Source organism: Nocardia gipuzkoensis, assembly GCF_021183645.1.
GTDB classification, from domain to species: Bacteria; Actinomycetota; Actinomycetes; order Mycobacteriales; family Mycobacteriaceae; genus Nocardia; species Nocardia abscessus.
In genome coordinates this window covers 6,006,517-6,024,292 of sequence record NZ_CP089225.1, presented here as the reverse complement: position 1 = coordinate 6,024,292, position 17,776 = coordinate 6,006,517, and the positions used below count along the sequence as shown (strand labels likewise).

At 70.8% G+C, this 17,776-nt stretch carries 6 protein-coding genes; 2 read left to right on the top strand and 4 right to left on the bottom strand.

Annotated elements, in window-relative coordinates:
• Positions 1 to 93 precede the first annotated feature (93 nt).
• On the top strand, positions 94 to 1,170 hold the full coding sequence (locus LTT66_RS27535) for a hypothetical protein (protein WP_233061393.1): 1,077 nt from the start codon (positions 94 to 96) through the stop codon (positions 1,168 to 1,170).
• Here LTT66_RS27535 and LTT66_RS27530 read toward each other — a convergent pair.
• Entirely contained in the window at positions 1,142 to 1,462 is a 321-nt protein-coding gene (locus LTT66_RS27530) for a hypothetical protein (protein ID WP_181723669.1), read from the bottom strand. The genes LTT66_RS27535 and LTT66_RS27530 overlap by 29 nt on opposite strands.
• A gap of 243 nt (positions 1,463 to 1,705) precedes the next feature.
• Between LTT66_RS27530 and LTT66_RS27525 the strand changes: the two genes are divergently transcribed.
• Entirely contained in the window at positions 1,706 to 2,041 is a 336-nt protein-coding gene (locus LTT66_RS27525) for an RNA polymerase-binding protein RbpA (RefSeq protein ID WP_054813153.1), read from the top strand.
• Between the two features lie 75 nt (positions 2,042 to 2,116).
• Here the strand turns inward: LTT66_RS27525 and LTT66_RS27520 are convergent, their stop codons facing one another.
• From LTT66_RS27520 to LTT66_RS27510, 3 genes are all read right to left on the bottom strand, one after another.
• The gene (locus LTT66_RS27520; RefSeq protein WP_181723704.1) at positions 2,117 to 2,899 is read right to left on the bottom strand and encodes an ABC transporter permease; all 783 of its coding nucleotides are present in this window, start codon (positions 2,897 to 2,899) and stop codon (positions 2,117 to 2,119) included.
• A gap of 89 nt (positions 2,900 to 2,988) precedes the next feature.
• Positions 2,989 to 3,981, bottom strand: a complete 993-nt coding sequence (locus LTT66_RS27515; RefSeq protein ID WP_233061391.1) for an ATP-binding cassette domain-containing protein — start codon at positions 3,979 to 3,981, stop codon at positions 2,989 to 2,991.
• The gene (locus tag LTT66_RS27510) at positions 3,978 to 17,630 is read right to left on the bottom strand and encodes an amino acid adenylation domain-containing protein (RefSeq protein WP_233061389.1); all 13,653 of its coding nucleotides are present in this window, start codon (positions 17,628 to 17,630) and stop codon (positions 3,978 to 3,980) included. The genes LTT66_RS27515 and LTT66_RS27510 overlap by 4 nt, the downstream gene beginning before the upstream one ends.
• Between the last annotated feature and the right edge of the window lie 146 nt (positions 17,631 to 17,776).

The window sequence follows — 17,776 nt, the reverse complement described above, 5'->3', positions numbered from 1 at the left end:
ATCGGCCGCATTTGCGCCCGATACCGTGGTACTAGACGCGAATAGCGCTGCGGCGGGACGACCGCCGATGGCGGCGATTCCTACGTTCGGTCCATGTCCACAACACATTTCGTCGCCACGCCGCAGGACGGGCCGTCGGCACGGCGGCGGCGCGGACGCACGAAGCCCGCGACGCGTGCGCGACTGCATCGGCCGCTGCTGGGAAACGTCGCCGCGATGGGCGCGCTCGTCGTCTTCGCGCTCGCGGCGATGCTGGTCGACGACCGCACGCTGCTCGGCGAATCGGTATGGCTCAAGCCGATGAAGTTCGGCCTGGCGTTCTTCCTCTACAGCCTCACCCTGGCCTGGCTGCTGTCGTTGCCGCACAAGGGAAGCCGCATCACCTGGTGGCTGGGGACGGTGTTCGCCGTCACCGGCTTCGTCGACGTCGGCTTCATCGTGTTGCAGGCCGCACGCGGCACGTTCAGCCACTTCAACACCGAGGACGATCCGGTGAACTCGATCGGGCAGATGGTCTTCGCCTCCGGCGTGCCCGGCCTTTTCCTCGCCAACCTGCTCATCGTGTCGATCCTCGCCTGGCAGCGGTTGGTGGACCGGCCGACGGCACGGGCGATCCATGCCGGTCTGGCGCTGTCCGTCGCGGGCATGGCGCTGGGTTACCTGATGGGCTTCACCGGCAAGCAGCTCGTCCGCGACAGCGACGGGCGGATCGTCGAGCTGGCCGCCGGACACACGGTCGTGCCCGACGCGAGCGATCTCGGCCCACGCGACGCCATGGGCGGCATGCCGCTCACCCACTGGAGCACCGTCGGCGGTGACCTACGCGTTCCGCACTTCGTCGGCCTGCACGGCATCCAGGTGCTGCTGCTGGTGGCCGTCCTGCTGGCCTGGCTGGCTCCGCGCTACCGCTGGCTGCGCCCGGAGCGCACCCGCGCGGCCGTCGTCGGCGTGCTCGCGGCCGGGTATGCCGGTCTGCTGACGCTCGTCTTCTGGCAGGCGATGCGCGCACAGTCCCTGGTCCACCCGGACATGGCCACCTGGCTCGCGGCCTGCGGGCTCGCCGCGATCGTCACCGCGCTGCTCGGCGCGGTGTACCTGCGGCACCGGGGAGCCGCCGCGCATAGTGACGCCGCGGACCCGGTCAGCGCAGACGTTCCGCGTCGCGGGTGAGCTCGACGAGGGTCTTGCCCAGCGCCGCCAGCTCCTCGGGCGTGGCGCCCTCCTCGATGGCGATGGCGACGTCCTCGGCGGCGCAGCGGGCGGCGAACCAGCGATCGGCCAGGTCGGCGGCCTCCTGGGCGCTGAGCACCACGGCGTCGTCGGGAATCCCGGTTCCCTTCAAGCTGTTGCGGTGTTCGTAGGCGCGTTGACGACAGGACTGACGGCAGTACCGGCGACGACGGCCGGCCTCCGATTCCACGATCTCCCGCCCACACCACTGGCAGGACAAGCGGCGCGACATGACGCAGAACACTAATAGCTCGCCCTCGGCGATCCATTCAGCGACCCCGGCGAATCGTCCCGCGCCGGGCGTGGCGAGCTCGGCGCGCCGAGGGCACTACAATGGAACGGTTCGCCGCGGCCGCGTCGGGAACTATCGGCGCAGGCCCGATCGTTGTACATCAAGGTCCACCGAGTGCCCCGCGCACTCGTGCGGACACCGTGGCAGCGCACGAAGACTCGAGCACACAGGGAGAGGCACACCATGGCAGATCGCGTACTCCGAGGCAGCCGGCTCGGAGCGGTGAGCTACGAGACCGATCGCGACCACGACCTGGCTCCGCGTCGGATCGCCCGCTACCGGACCGACAACGGCGAGGAATTCGACGTTCCGTTCGCCGACGACGCCGAGATCCCGCCCACTTGGCTGTGCCGCAACGGCCAGGAGGGCGTGCTGATCGAGGGCACCACCCAGGAGGCCAAGAAGGTCAAGCCGCCGCGCACGCACTGGGACATGCTGCTGGAGCGCCGCAGCAAGGACGAGCTCGAGGAGTTGCTCAAGGAGCGCCTCGAATTGCTCAAGACCCGCCGCCGCGCCTGACGGTCCGCGCACACCGACACGGCCGCCGCATCGTTCGATGCGGCGGCCGTTCGCTGTTCGTGCCACGCACGCCGGTCAGTGGCTGGCCACCTTGCGGTAGCGCAGCAACGCCAGCGGCACGGCCAGCACGAGAATCGCCACCGAGCAGGCCACCGCGTATTCGACGCAGTGATCGGCCGCCCAGCCGGTAGGCGGGACGAAACTGGGCGGCGAGTCGTTGACGAACAGTTTGCGCCCCGCGGCCGACACCGCGGTGATCGGATTCCACTCGGCGATCGTGCGCAGCGGGCCGGGCAGGGTCTCGGCGGAGATGAACGCCGAGGAGATGAACGTCAGCGGGAACAGCCAGATCAGCCCCGCGCTCTGCGCCACCTCGACGGTCGGTGACAGCAAGCCGGTCAGCGCGCCGACCCAGGACATCGCGAACGCGAACAGCAGGATCACCCCGAACGCCAACGCGGCGTCGCTGAGACTGCCGTGGATGCGCCAGCCGACGACATACCCGCATCCGACCATCACGGCCAGGCTGAGGATGTTCACCACCAGGTCCGACAGCGTGCGGCCCATCAGCACGGCGAGCCGGGACATCGGCAGCGCCCGCATCCGGTCGATGATGCCCTTCTGCAGGTCCCCGGCGAGACCGACCGTGGTGAACGCGGCGTTGAACGCGACCGTCTGCGTGAAGATGCCCGCGAGCAGGAACTCCCGGTACTGGCCGCCGCCCAGCGAGGCACCGAAGATGTAGGCGAACAGGAACACGAACATCAGCGGCTGGATCGTGGCGGTCACCAGCAGGGTGGGCACGCGCAGGATGGTCAGCAGATTGCGGTGCGCGACGATCGCGCTGTCCCGGAACAGCCGCAGCCTGGGACCGGAATCCGGCTGTGCCGCCGCTGCTTTCGGCTTCCGCTCCGCCTTCGGGGCTGCCTCCCCCACCATGGCCGCGCTCACGACATGATCTCCTCTTGTACATCGTCGGTCTCCGGTTCCGCGGCGGGCGCGCCGCCGGGCTTGCCGGTGAGGGAAAGGAATACGTCGTCGAGGCTGGGCCGGTGCACGTTCGCGTCGACCACGCAGACGCCCGCGTCATCGAGCCTGCGCAGGGCCTCCACCATGGTGCGCGAGCCGTCGCCGACCACCACCGACACCTCGTCGGTGCCCGGCTCGTGCCCGGGATCGCCCACGCCGACCTGCGTGAGCACCGCCAGCGCGGGCTCGGCGGCCTGCCCGGCGGCCAGGGTGACGGTGAGCCGGTCACCGCCGATCGAGGTCTTCAGCTCGTCGGCCGAGCCGCGGGCGATGACCCGCCCGTGGTCGATGACCGTGATGCGGTCGGCCAGCAGGTCGGCCTCCTCCAGATACTGCGTGGTCAGCAGCACCGTGGTGCCGTCGTCGACGAGGTCGCCGATCACCCGCCACATGTCCAGCCTGCCGCGCGGGTCCAAGCCGGTGGTCGGCTCGTCCAGCACCACCACGGGGGGCCGCGCGACCAGCGCACCCGCGAGGTCGAGCCGCCGGGCCATGCCGCCGGAGTAGGTGCCCGCCCTGCGGTGCGCGGCGTATTCCAGCCCGAGGGCGCCGAGCAGTTCGTCGGCCCTGGCGGTGGCCTGTCGCGGGGACATCCCGTACAGCCGGGCGACCATGCGCAGGTTCTCGTAGCCGGACAAGTTGGCGTCGACGGCGGCGTACTGGCCGGACAAGCCGATCCGTTTGCGCGCCGCCGCGGGATCGTGCAGCACGTCGATGCCCGCCACCCGCACCGAACCGGCGGACGGCTTCAGCAACGTGGTGACGATCCGCACGGTCGTCGTCTTCCCCGCGCCGTTGGGACCGAGCAGGCCCATCACGGTACCGGTGGGGATCGATAGGTCCACCTCGTCCAGCACGCGGGCCCGGCCGTAGTTCTTCACCAGGCCGGTGACCTCCACCGCCAAACTCACCTGCGCGTCTCCTTCGTCTCCAGCCACCTCCGCAGCACCGGCCCGATCACCGCCAGCGCTTCCGGCGTGGTCATCGCGGAGTGCGCGCAGCGCAGCTCGTGGTCGTGGACGGCGCCGGTGACGAACGGCTGCCAGGCCTCGGCGCGCCGATCCGGGTCGGCCCGGTTGACCGGGTCGTCGCCCGCGGTGAAGAACAGCAGGTCGCCGTCGAAGGCGCGAGGCCGGAAGCTGTGCGCGAGCACGGTGCCGTTGTCGTAGCCCGCGTAGAGCCGCTCCAGATGCTCCACGGTCAGCGCCGCGAACGGCCCGGACCGGGCGCGCAGCAACTCGGCCGCGTCCCGCAGGCTCATCTCCGGATCGATCTCCGCGTCGAGTTCGTCGCTGCCGAACTCACCGACGATCTCGGCGATGCTCGGGGTGGCGTGTTCGAGCAAGTCGTCGGACAGCCGGTAGCTGTCCATCATCGACAGCAGCGCGACCTCGTCGCCGCCCTCTTGCAGCTGTACCGCCATCTCCTGGGCGATCAGCCCGCCGAGCGACCAGCCGAGCAAGTGGTAGGGTCCCTCCGGCTGGATCTCCTTGATCGCGGCCACGTAGCGGCTCGCGGCCTCATCGATCGACCCGTAGCCGTCCTCCCCTGCCACGTGCGGAGCCTGCAACCCGTACACCGGCCGGTCCGCCGGGAGGTGTGCGAGCAATCCCGAATAGCACCAGGCCAGTCCGATCGCCGGATGCACACAGAACAGTGGCGCCTGACTCGTCGCGGTGCTCGGGCGGATCGGCAGCACCGGCGCCAGCATCGCCGCCACCGCGGCGGCCGAGGACGCGCCCGTCCCGTCCAGCCGCGCGGCGATGGCCGCGGGCGTCGCGTCGCCGAACATCAATTGCACCGGCAGGTCGATGCCGGTCTCGCGCACGTGCGCAACCACTTTCGTGGCCAGCAGTGAGTTGCCGCCGAGTTCGAAGAACCCGTCGTCCACGCCCACCGATTCCACGCCGAGCACCTCGGCGAAGGCGGCGCACAGGGCCTCCTCCGTCGGGGTGGACGGCGCGCGGTAGCCCTCGCCCGCGGTGAACACCGGCTCCGGCAGCTTAGCCCGGTCCAGCTTGCCCACCGGGTTCAGCGGTACGTCGTCGAGCAGCATGATCGACTGCGGCACCATGTAGTTCGGCACCAGCCCGGCCACGTGCCCGGTCAGCTCCGCCGCCGTGAGCGACACGCCGTCGCGCGGTTTCACGTACGACACCAACGCCGTCGCGCCCGCCGGGGTGCGATGCCCGATGGTGGTGGAGAACGCCACCGCGCCGTGGCGGGCGAGCGCGGCGTCGATCTCGCCGAGTTCGATACGGAAACCGCGGATCTTGACCTGATGATCGGTGCGGCCGACGTACTGGATCTCCTGCGCACCGTCCGCCGAGGACCCGTGCTCCCGCGACCCGGCCCACCAGCGCACCAGATCACCGGTGCGGTACATCCGCTCCCCCGGCTTGCCGAACGGATTGGCGACGAACCGCTGAGCGGTGAGGCCGGGACGGTTCAGATAGCCGCGGGCCAGCGCGTCACCCGCGAGGTGCAGCTCGCCGGTCACTCCGATCGGAGCCGGATGCAGTCGCGCGTCGAGGATCGCCGCGTTGACGCCGCGGATGGGTCCGCCGATGGTGATCGGCTCGCCCGGCGTCATCGGCTGCGAGATGACGGTCACGATGGTGGTCTCGGTCGGGCCGTACACGTTGTACAGGTTGCGGCCGGGCGCCCATCTGGTCACCAGGTCCGGCGGCAGGGCCTCGCCGCCGACCAGCACGTGCTGCAACTCGGTGAGGCCGGTGGGGTCGACCGTGCCGAGAGCGGAGGTGGTGATGAACGCGTGGGTGATCCGCTCCCCGGCGAAGACCTGTCGCAGCTCGTCGCCGCCGACCACGCCGGTGGGCGTGATCACCAGGGTCGCCGCGCCGCCGAGGGACAGCAGCAGATCGAGCATCGCGGCGTCGAAGCTCGGCGTGGCGAAGTGCAGGACGCGGCAGCCCGGCTGGACGTCGAACCGGTGGGCGGTCTCGGCGGCGAAGTTCGACAAGCCGCCGTGCGTGACCATCACGCCCTTCGGGGTGCCGGTCGAACCGGAGGTGTAGATCACGTAGGCCGGGTTGTCGATCCGCAACGTCGCGAGACGCTCGGTGTCGGCGATCGGCGCGTCCGGCGCGTCCAGCACCAGCCTGCGGAACGCCGGATCATCGAGCACGATCCACTCCGCGCCCTCGGGCAGCTCGGCGCGGTAGCCCGCCAGCGTGATGCCGAGCGCGGCACCGGAATCCGACAGCATGTGCGCGATGCGCTGCTGCGGGTACAACGGGTCGACCGGGACGAACGCCGCACCGGCCTTGGCCACCGCCAGTACCGTCGCCACCGACTCGATCGAGCGCGGAATACCCAGCGCCACCAGCGTTTCCGGGCCGACGCCGCGCTCGATGAGCACCCGCGCCAGCCGGTTCGTCCAGCGATCCAGCGCGTCGTAGGTCACCTCCGTACCGTCGGAGACCAGGGCGACGGCGGCGCGATCGACGGCGGCCGCCTGCTCGAACACCTCGGGGAAGGTGATCGGCCGGTCCGGCTTCGCACCGCGCACCGGGGCCAGCCCCGACCATTCGGCGGGGTCGAGCAGTTCCAGGTCGCCCACGGCGGTGGTCGGGCTCGCGGCGATCGCGGCGAGCAGCCGGGTGAGGCGCTTGCCGAGCCGCTGCGCGGTCGGCTCGTCGAACAGATCCATCGCATAGTTCACCGCGACGGTGATGCCCGCCGGATCGCGTTGCGCGGTCTGCGTTTCGGTGAGGGTGAACTGGAGATCGAACTTGGCGACCCCGGTGTCGATATCAGCGGCCTCGATGCGCAGCCCCGGCAGGTCGAGACCGCCGACCGGCTCGTTGCGGACCGAGAGCATCACCTGGAACATCGGATGGTGCGCCTGGGACCTGGCCGGGTTGAGCACCTCCACCAGGCGCTCGAACGGCAGGTCCGCGTGGGCGAAGGCGTCGAGGTCGGTTTCGCGCACCGCGTGCAGCAGGTCGGTGAACCGGGCGCCCGGGTCGATCCGGGTACGCAGCACCAGCGTGTTGACGAACATGCCGACAAGCCGGTCCAGCGCCGGGTGCCCGCGGCCCGCGATCGGGGTGCCGACGGTGATGTCGTCGGTCGCGGTCATCCGGTGCAGCAGCACCGCCAGCGCGGCGTGCAGGACCATGAACAGGCTGACGTTGTTACTGCCCGCGATCGTCTGCAGTTCGCGGTGGGTGACCGGGTCCACCGCGCACTCCACGGTGCCGCCCCGGTAGGACGGGGTGGGCGGACGCGGCCGGTCGGCCGGTACGGTCAGCAGCTCGGGAAGCCCGTCCAGGGTGTCCCGCCAATAGTCCAGCTGCTTGCGCACCGCGGCGTCCGGGTCGTCCTCGCTGCCGAGCACGTCCTGCTGCCACAATGTGTAGTCGGCGTACTGGACCTCGAGCTCGGCCCATTCCGGCGCGCCGCCCGCGCACGCGGCGCGGTAGGCGACGGCGACGTCGGTAGCCATCGGCTCCAGCGACCAGCCGTCCATCGCGATGTGGTGCACGACCACGACGAGAACGTGCTCGGCGGGTGCCGCCGAGTCGCTCGCGGTCGACACCGACAGCAGCGCCGCGCGGATCGGCACGGTGGCGGCCAGATCGAATCCCGTTGCGGCGAAACGCCGTACGACGGCGTCGAGCTCGTCGGGCCGCACCGTCACCCGCGTCAGCGGGATCGCCGACTCGGACGGGTCGAGCACGACCTGGGCGGGTGCGCCGTCGGTCTCCGGGAACACCGTGCGCAGGGTTTCGTGCCTGGCCTGCACGGCGTGCAGCGCGTCGACCAGCGCGTCGACGTTCAGGCTGCCGGTCATGCGCAGTACGAGCGGGATGTTGTAGGCGCCGCCGGACTGCCCCCCGGTCGACGTGCCGCCCGCGTTGAAGCGGTTGAGGAACCACAGCCGCCGCTGCGCGGCCGACAGCGGGATACGCTCCGGGCGCTCCCGGCGCACCAGGGCGGGCCGGTCCACCTCGGCCTCGGTGCCCGCGTCCAGCAGCTCGGCGAGCCCGGCGACCGTCGGCGTGGCGAACACGGTGCGCACGGCCAGCCGCACGTTCGTCGCCGCGGCCAGCCGCGCGACGAGCTGCGTCGCCAGCAGCGAGTTTCCGCCGACGTCGAAGAAGCTGTCGTCGGCGCGCACGTCGTCCGCGGCGACCAGCTCGCCCATCACCGCGGCGACCAGGCGCTCGGTGTCGGTCCGTGGCTCGCGACCGGTCGAGTCCGCGAAGTGCGGGTCCGGCAGGGCGCTGATATCCAGCTTCCCGACCGGCGTCAGCGGGATGGCGTCCAGCACCGTGATACCGGCGGGCACCATGTGCGCGGGCAGTCGGCGAGCGACGCAGGCGCGCAGCTCGTCGGTGTCCACCCCGGCCGCGCGGTCGGCCGGCTGGACGTAGGCGACGATCCGGTCCGCGCCCGCGATGCGGCGCACCTCGGTGTGCGCGAACCGCACGGACGGGTGTTCGCCGAGCACGGCGGTGATCTCGCCGAGTTCCACCCGGAAACCGCGCAGCTTCACCTGGTGGTCGGTGCGGCCGAGGTAGACCAGTTCGCCCGCGGCGGTCCAGCGCACCACGTCACCGGTCCGGTACATCCTGGCGCCCGCCGGGCCGTGCGGGTCGGCGACGAATCGTGTGGCGGTGAGCCCGAAGCGGTCGAAGTAACCGCGGGCGACGCCGTGCCCCGCGAGGTACAACTCGCCGGGGACGCCGACGGGCACCGGACGCAACCGCTCGTCGAGCACCACTCCCTGGGCGCCACGCACCAGGCTGCCGATGGTGATCGGCTCGCCCGCGCGCATCGGACCGGAGATCGTGATGACGACCGTGGTCTCGGTGGGCCCGTACACATCGGCCATCACGCGTCCCGGCGCCCAGCGCGCCACCAGATCCGGCGCCACCGCCTCGCCGCCGACCATGAGGGCCCGCACGTGCGGCAGCGGCCAGCGTTCGTGGTCGATCGTGGCCAGCGCGGCCGGGGTCATGAAGCCGTGCGACACCCGTTCGCGCTCCATCAGCTCGGCCAGTTCGTCGCCGCCGTAGATGTCGGTCGGGCAGATCACCATCGCCGCACCGGCGCCCAGCGCGATCAGCAGATCGAGGATCGCCGCGTCGAAACTCGGCGTCGCGAAATGCAGTGTGCGCGAGTGCTCGTCCACACCGATGCGGTCGCGGATCTCGTCGGCCAGGTTGGACAGGCCACTGTGGGTCACCGCGACGCCCTTGGGCGTTCCGGTGGATCCCGAGGTGTAGACCAGATAGGCCAGATCGGCGACCTGGATGGTGCGTGAGCGCTCGTGGTCGTGGATCGGCGCGTCGTCGTGTCCGTCGAGTTCGGCGGCGAACTCGGGGCGGTCCAGCAGCAACCACTCGGTGTGGCGCTGCGCGGGGGCGCCCGCGCGCAGCTGTCGCACATGCGCCGACACGGTGACACCGGTCGCGCAACCGGAGTCGGCGAGCATGTGCTGGATGCGGTCGGCGGGGTACTTCGGGTCGACCGGCACGAACGCCGCGCCGGACTTCGCCGCGGCCAGCATCGCCACCACCGAGTCGATCGAGCGGGCGAGTCCGAGCGCCACGCGGGTGCCGGGACCGAGTCCGCGCGCGATCAGCGCGCGCGCCAGCTGATTCGAGCGCCGGTCGAGTTCGGAGTAGGTGAGCGAGGTCGTGCCCGCGCAGAGCGCCGTGTTGTGCGGATACCGCTGCGCGGTGGCGGTGAAGTACGCCGCCAGAGTGGACGGCGGGGCCGCCTGCCCGCCACGCGCCGGGGCGAGGGTACGGCGCTCGTGATCGGTGCGCGCGTCGACGTCGCGGACCAGCACGCGCGGATCGCCGGTGACGGCGGTGAGCACGCGCAGGAACCGGTCGGCCAGCGTCTCGATCGTCCGTGCGTCGAAAAGCTCGGTGGCGTAGACGAATTCGAAGATGCTGTCCGGCTCGCCCGGGATCGGGCCCGGATCGACGGCGTCGTTCGAGACGCGCAGCTCCAGGTCGAATTTCGCCAGCGCGATGTCCAACGGCTCCGCGCGCAGCGCGAGGCCGGGCAGTTCCAGCGCCGGCGCCGGGCCGTCCTGCACGCTCAGCGCCACCTGGAACAGCGGGTGACGGCCCGAGGAGCGTGCCTCGGAACCGAATTCCTCCACGATGCGCTCGAACGGGATGTCGGCATGCGCCATGGCGGCCAGTTCGGTGTCCCGGTCGGTGCGCAACAAGTCGGCGAAGCTGCGATCCGGATGCACATCCGAACGCAGCACCAACGTGTTCACGAACATGCCGACGAGCTCGTCGAGCTTGGTGTCGTTACGGCCCGCCACCGGGGTGCCGATCACGATGTCGCGACCGCCGGTGACGCAGCGCAGCAGCACCGCGAACGCCGATCGCAGCACCATGAACTTGCTGACGCCCTGATCGCGGGCCAACCCGGCGAGCCCGCGCCGCACGTGCTCCGGCACCGTGAAGCGCACGGTCCCGGCCTGCTGGGTGGGCTCGAGCGGGCGCGGCCGATCGTAGGGCAGCGGCAACTGGTCGGGGATGTCCGCCAGTGCGGTGCGCCAATACGCCAGCTGGGTCGCCGCCGCGCTGTCCGGATCGGTTTCCGAGCCGAGGCAGGCACGCTGCCACAGGCCGAAGTCGGCGTACTGCACCGGAAGCGGTGTCCACGACGGCGCGCCGCCCTCGTGGCGTGCGGCGTAAGCGGCGGCCAGATCCCTGGTCAGCGGGCCGAGCGACCAGCCGTCGGCGGCGATGTGATGCACCACCACACCGAGCAGGTGCCGCCCCGGCGCGGTGCGCAGCAGCGACAGACGCACCGGCGTCTGCGTGGTGAGATCGAAGCCGCTGTGCGCCAACGCCTCCAGCGCGGCCTTCGCGCCGGAGTCATCGATGTCGGTCACCGCCGGCTCCGGCAAGGCGCGCTCGACCGGCAGCACCACCTGCTGAGGGCCGTCCGCGTCCTCCGGGAAGACGGTGCGCAGCACTTCGTGCCGCCGCACCACGTCGGCGAGCGCTTCCCGCAGTGCGGGCACGTCCAGCTCACCGGCGACGCGGATCACGAAAGCGATGTTGTAGGCACTCGATTCGGGCGCATATCGGTTGAGGAACCACAAACGCTGCTGCGGCAGCGACAATGGGATACGTCCCGGACGCGGGGTCTGCACCGCCAGCGCCGGCCGCCGCGTCCGGGGCGCTCGATCCAGTTGCGCGGCGACCCCGGCGACCGTGGGCGCTTCGAAGATCGACCGCACCGGCAGCTCGACACCGAACTCCGCGTGCAGCGCGGCGGCGAGGCGGGTGGCCAGCAGCGAGTTGCCGCCGAGGTCGAAGAAGCTGTCCTCGGCTCCGGCGACCGCGCGGCCGAGTACCCCGCCGAACACGCCCGCCACGCTCCGCTCCAGCTCGGTGCCGGGCGCGCGAGACGACCCGGCGGCGGCGAACACCGGCTCCGGCAACGCCTTTCGGTCCAGCTTGCCCGCCGGGGTGACCGGGATCTCGTCGAGCACGGCCACCGCCGCGGGCACCATGTAACCGGGCAACCGCCGGCGCGCGGTCTCCAGCACGTCCTGCGGCTCGACCGGCCGGTCGGCTGTTACATACGCCGCGAGCCGCACCTGGCCGCGCTCGTCGGTGTGCACCACCGTCAGCGCGAACCGGACGCCGGGATGCATCCGCAGCACGTTGTCGATCTCGCGCAGTTCGATGCGGAACCCGCGGATCTTGATCTGGTCGTCCGCGCGTCCGAGGAACCGCAGCTGCCCCGACCGCTGCATGACGACCAAGTCGCCCGTGCGGTACATCCGCTCGCCGCGCCTGCCGTGCGGGTTGGCCACGAACCGCTGCGCGGTCAGGCCGACACGCCCGTGGTAGCCGCGGGCCACGCCGGGGCCGGACACGTACAGCTCACCCGGTGTCCCCGGCGGCACCGGATGCAGACGACCGTCCAGCACGAACAGTCGCATGCCCCGGACGGGCATACCGAGCGGCACCGGACCGCCCGCCGCCATCGGACCGCTCGCGGTGGCCGCGACGGTGGCCTCCGAGGGACCGTACATGTTGTGCATGCGGTGCCCGGTGGTCCAGGTCTCGACGAGTTCCTCCGAGCAGGCGTCACCGCCGACGATGACCGTCTCCAGCTCGTCGAGCCCCTCGTTCGGCACGGTGGCCAGCGCGGCGGGGGTGACGAAGGCGTGGGTGACTCGCTCCTCGCGCAGCAGTGTGGCCAGCTCGGCGCCGCCGTACATGCCCCGGGGGGCGATCACCATCGTGGCGCCCGCGGCGAAGCCGAGCAGCATCTCCAGCACCGACGCGTCGAAGCTGGGCGAGGAGAAGTGCAGCGTGCGCGCCGCATCCGTGATACCGAACAGATAGTTCTGCTCACCGGCGAGCGAGGCGATGCCCGCGTGGGTGACCACCACCGCCTTGGGTGTACCGGTGGAGCCGGAGGTGTAGATGAGGTATGCCGGGTGGCTCACCCGCATCGGGTGATGGCGCTCGTCGTCGGTGATCGGCTCCGCGGAAAGGCCCGCCAGTTCGGCGGTCAACTGGTCCGAGCCGAGTACCAGCCAGTCGACCTGGGCCTTGCGGTGTTTGCCCCGCGCGGCGGGCCAGGCGGGCATGGCGGCGAGGCATTCGGGGTCGGTCAGACCGAGCATCGCGCCGGAGTCGCCGATCATGTGCGCGATCCGCGCACCCGGGTAGCTCGGATCGATCGGCACATACGCCGCACCGGTTTTGGCGACCGCCCATACCGCGGTGATCGCGTCCAGACCGCGCGGCAACGCGATAGCGACGACCGTCTCGGGACCTGCGCCGTGCTCGATGAGGGCGCGCGCCAGCGCGTTCGATCGCTCGTCGAGTTCGCGGTAGGTGGTGTCGGCGCCGAGGTAGCGCACCGCCACCGCCTCCGGTAACCGGCGCGCGGTGGCGGTCAGCAAGGTGGCCAGCGTGATCGGCGGCTCGGCGGGTGCGCCCGCGATCGGCACCAGGTTCTCGGTCTCCCTGCGGTCGAGGATCGGCAGGTCGCCCACCGGCAGTTCGGGGGCCGCCACGCCGCCTGCCAGCACCGCGATGAACCGCCGGGCGAACGACTGGATCGTGGACTGATCGAAAAGATCCGTGGTGTAGCCGAATTCGGCCGACAGCGGTCCGTCGCCCGAGTCGTCGTGGACGACCAACTGCAAGTCGAACTTGGCCACGTCCGAGGCGATCGGCAACACCTCGGCGCGCACACCGGGCAGATCGATCCGCAGATCCGGTGCGTGGTCGTAGGACAGCATCACCTGGAACAGCGGGTGGCGCGCCGGGGAACGCTCCGGGTTGACCACGTCGACCAGCCGCTCGAACGGCACGTCGGCGTTGGCGAAGGCGTTGAGATCGGTCTCCCGCACCACGTCGAGCATCCGGTCGAAGCCGGCCGCCGGGTCGACCGCGGTGCGCAGCACGAGCGTGTTGACGAACATGCCGACGAGATCGTCGAGCGCCGGATCGGAACGTCCGGCGATCGGGGTGCCGATCGCGACGTCACCGCTCGCGCACAGCCGCGACAGCAGCGTCGCCAGCGCCGCGTGCAGCACCATGAACATGCTCACGCCCCGGCTGGCCGCGAGTTCGATTGCGGCGCGGCGGATCTCGGCGGGAATGGTGAACTCCACCCGGCCGCCGACGGTCGATCTGTGCAGCGGGCGCGGGCGGTCCAGTGGTAGGTCGAGCTGCTCGGGAAGCCCGGCCAGCGCCGAGCGCCAGTGCGTCAGCTGGCGGCTGAGCGCACTGGCCGGATCCGTTTCCTCGCCGAGTAATTCGCGCTGCCAGAGCGCGAAGTCGGCATACTGCACGGGCAGCTGGGTCCACTGCGGCGCGACACCCTTCGCGCGCGCCGCCACCGCCGTCATCAGGTCTTTGGCCAACGGCGCGATGGACCATCCGTCACCGCAGATGTGATGCAGGACGATGAGGAAGACGTGCCGCTGCGGACCGGTGCGGTAGAGCGCCACCCGGATGGGCGCCTGACTGCGCAGGTCGAAGCCGTAGCCGGCGAACTCGGTCGCCAATCCGGCCACGTCGTCGGCCGCGGCGTCGATGGGGTCGAGCGTCAGCGGGATCGCCTGCGCCGGGTGGATCAGCTGGTAAGGCCCTTCCGGCGACTCCGGAAACGTGGTGCGCAGGCTCTCGTGCCGCTCGATGACGTCGACCAGGCCCGCGCGCAACGCGGCCACGTCCAGTGGCCCTTCCACCTCGACGGCCAGCGGCATGTTGTACGCGGCGGCGTGTTCGGAGAACCGGTTCAGGATCCACAGCCGCTGTTGCGCCTGGGACAGCGGAATTCGCTCGGGCCGCTCCGCGGGCACCAGCCGGGGCGAGGAGGCGTCGACGGTCTGCGTCGCGAAACGCTGGGTGAGCGCCTCGATCGTCGCGGCCTCGAACAGGTCCCGGATGGTCAGCGCGGTGCCGAGGGCGGCGTTGATCCTGGCCACCGCCCGCGCGGCGATGAGCGAATTGCCGCCCATGTCGAAGAAGTTGTCCTCGATGCCGACGTCGGTATCGAGGACCTCGGCGAAAATGCCCGCCAGTACCCGCTCGACCTCGGTGCGCGGTTCGGCGATCGGCCGGATCGAGCGCACGCCGGTCACGGGGGCGGGCAGCGCCTTGCGATCGATCTTGCCGTTGGCGCTCAGTGGTAGCTCGTCGAGTTCCATCAGCGTGGAGGGCACCATGTACCCGGGCAGCGTGTGGCGCAGGGTGGTGAGCAGCGCGGCCGTGTCCAGCCGGGCGTCGTCGTCCTCGTGCTTGGCCGCGACCACATAGGCGACCAGCTCGTCACCGGTGCGTCCGGTGTGTGCCACGCACACCGCGCGAGCGATCTTCGGGTCATCGAGCAGGGCGGCCTCGACCTCACCGAGCTCGATGCGCAGACCACGGATCTTGACCTGGAAGTCGCTGCGGCCCAGGTATTCCAGCACACCCGGCTCGGCGGCGGAGCGGCCGATCTGCCAGCGCGCCAGGTCACCGGTGCGATACATGCGGGCGCCCGGGGTGAAGGGGTTGGCCACGAAACGGTCCGCGGTCAGCCGCGGCTGACCCAGATAACCACGGGCCAGCTGCACGCCGGCGAGGTACAATTCGCCGACCACGCCGGGCGGGACGGGCTGCAATCGGTCGTCCAGCACGTAGGTCTGGGTGTTCCACACCGGCGAGCCGATCGGCACGGCGCTCGCGTCGGGCGGGCACGCCCAGTAGGTGACGTCCACGGCGGCCTCGGTCGGGCCGTACAGGTTGTGCAGTTCGGCGGCGGGTAACGCCGCGTAGAACTCCCGCACCGCCGCGGCGGGCAGCGCCTCGCCGCTGCAGAACACCCGGTGCAGGCCCGCGCAGCCGCCCAGATCCGCCTCTGTGACGAACACCGAGAGCATGGACGGCACGAAATGCGCTGTGGTGATGCCTTTTTCGGCGATGATCCGTGCGAGGTACGCCGGGTCGCGGTGGCCGTCCGGTGCGGCGACGACCAGGCGCGCCCCGATCTGCAAGGGCCAGAAGAACTCCCACACCGAGACGTCGAAGGTGGCGGGGGTCTTCTGCAGCACCGCGTCGGCGCGCTCCAAGGGATACTCGTGCTGCATCCAGCGCAGGCGGTTGACGATCGCGGCGTGCGGCACGCCGACGCCCTTGGGCGTTCCGGTCGATCCGGAGGTGAAGATCACATAGGCGAGATGGTCGGGGCGCAATTCGGCCCTGCGGTCGGCGTCGGTGACCGGCGCGGCGTCGAATTCCGCCACGTGCGCGGTGTCGATGTCCAGCCGGGTGGCGATCGCGGGCAGCTCGACCTCGTCGCCGGCGGCGGTGAGCACGCACAGCGGCCGGGCCTGGCGCACGATCTGCCCGAGCCGTTCGGCGGGATGCTCGGGGTCCAGCGGCAGGTAGGCCGCGCCCGCCTTGACGATCGCGTACATGCCGACCACCAGCTCGATGCTGCGGCGCAGGCACAGGCCGACCGTCGTGTCGGGCCCGGCGCCGCGCTCGATGAGCAGCCGGGCCAGGCGGTTGGCGCGCGCGTCGAGTTCGGCGTAGGTCAGCGCCTCGTCGCCGAATTCCAGCGCGACCGCGTGCGGGTCGGCCGCGACCCGCTCGGCGAACAGGCTCGCCAGCGTGCCGTCTTGCCGGGGCGCCTCGGTGGCGTTCCAGCCGTCCACCACCCACTCCCGCTCGGCGCCGGTGATCGCGGCCAGCGATTCGGCGGGCGTCGTCGCCTCGGCCGCCAGGAACCGCCCGAGGAAGTCCAGGTAGCGCGCGTGATGCACGCTGACCTCCGCCTCACCGTAGAGGCGGGGGTTGGCTTCGAAGTCGATGTGTAAGCGCCCGCCCGCGCCGTTGTAGACGTTGACCGAGAGGTCCTCCACCGGGCCGGTGGCCAGCACGTGCATGGAGCCGACCAGGCTGCCGAAACGCAGCTCGTCGTGGAACAGCATCAGGTTGACCATCGGGCCGAAGAAGCCGCGGGCGTCGCGGGAGTAGCCGCTGTCGCGCCGGATGTCGTCGTGCCGGTAGCGCTGATGACGCAAGGCCCCGGTGATCTGCAGCTCGGCCGCCTTCACCAAGTCGCCGATCGTGGTCGTCTCGTCGAACTTCAGCCGGATCGGCACGACGTTGGAGATCACGCCCGCCGAGCGGCGCAGCGACACCGTGGTGCGCGCCGACACCGGCAGGCTCAGCACCACGTCGGAGTTGCCCGTCACCGACCGCACGTAGGCGGCCAGCGCCGCGACGAACATCGCCGAGTCGGTGGTGTTCCACGCGCTGGTCGCCGCGTCGATCGCGGCATGCTGTGCGTCGTCCAGCACGGCGGTGGCCAGCCTGCGGCCCGCGTCGTGGGTGGCCGCGCCGAGCCGGGCGCCGCCCAGGCTAACCGGCTCGCCCACACCCGAGAGCTGCCCGAGCCAGTACTCGCGATCGTTCTGGAAGCGGCTCGAGTCGTGGTAGCGCGCCTCGTCGGCGTAGATCTCGGCCAGCGGCGTCGCCCGCGAGGCGACCGGCTCGGTCTTGTTCTCCAGCGCGGAGTAGATCTCCGCGGTACGGGTGAGCGCGTTCATCGCGCCATAGCCGTCGATGACGATGTGGTGGGCGTACGAATACCAGATGTAGTCGGAGTCGCCGATCCGCAGGACGGCGTTGGAGGTCAGCGGATCGCGTTCCAGGTCGATCGGCGCACTCGTGTGCTCGTGCATCCAGCGCAGCGCCGCGGCGTACGGATCGGTCTCGCCGCGCAGATCGATGCGGACCCAGCCCGGCCGGTGGACCGGATCCACGATCTGATACGGAGTGCCATCCTCCTCCACCAGGCGAACCTGACCCACCTGGGTCTCGGCACCGAAACGCTCGATCGCGTACAGCAGCCGTCCCTCGTCCAGGTCACCGTGGATCTCCACGTACTGGGAGATCGTCAACGGTACGTCGGGACGAATGCGCTGCGCGTACCAGAGAGCTGTCTGCGCGGGTGACAGAGCAAACGGTTGTGCCGAAAATTCGCCGGATGAACATTGGTCGACGCGATCCGTGGCCAATGAACTCATCAATCACTCCGTTCTGCCGCTGTTGACGCAACTCCCCGAGCACCGCTCCAGCAAGCGCACGCGCGCCAGCCGGAGGACGTGATCCACGCCCTATGATTCGGAGCGTCGCATCAGCCGGATTGCCGACGTTTTGGATTTGTTTCACA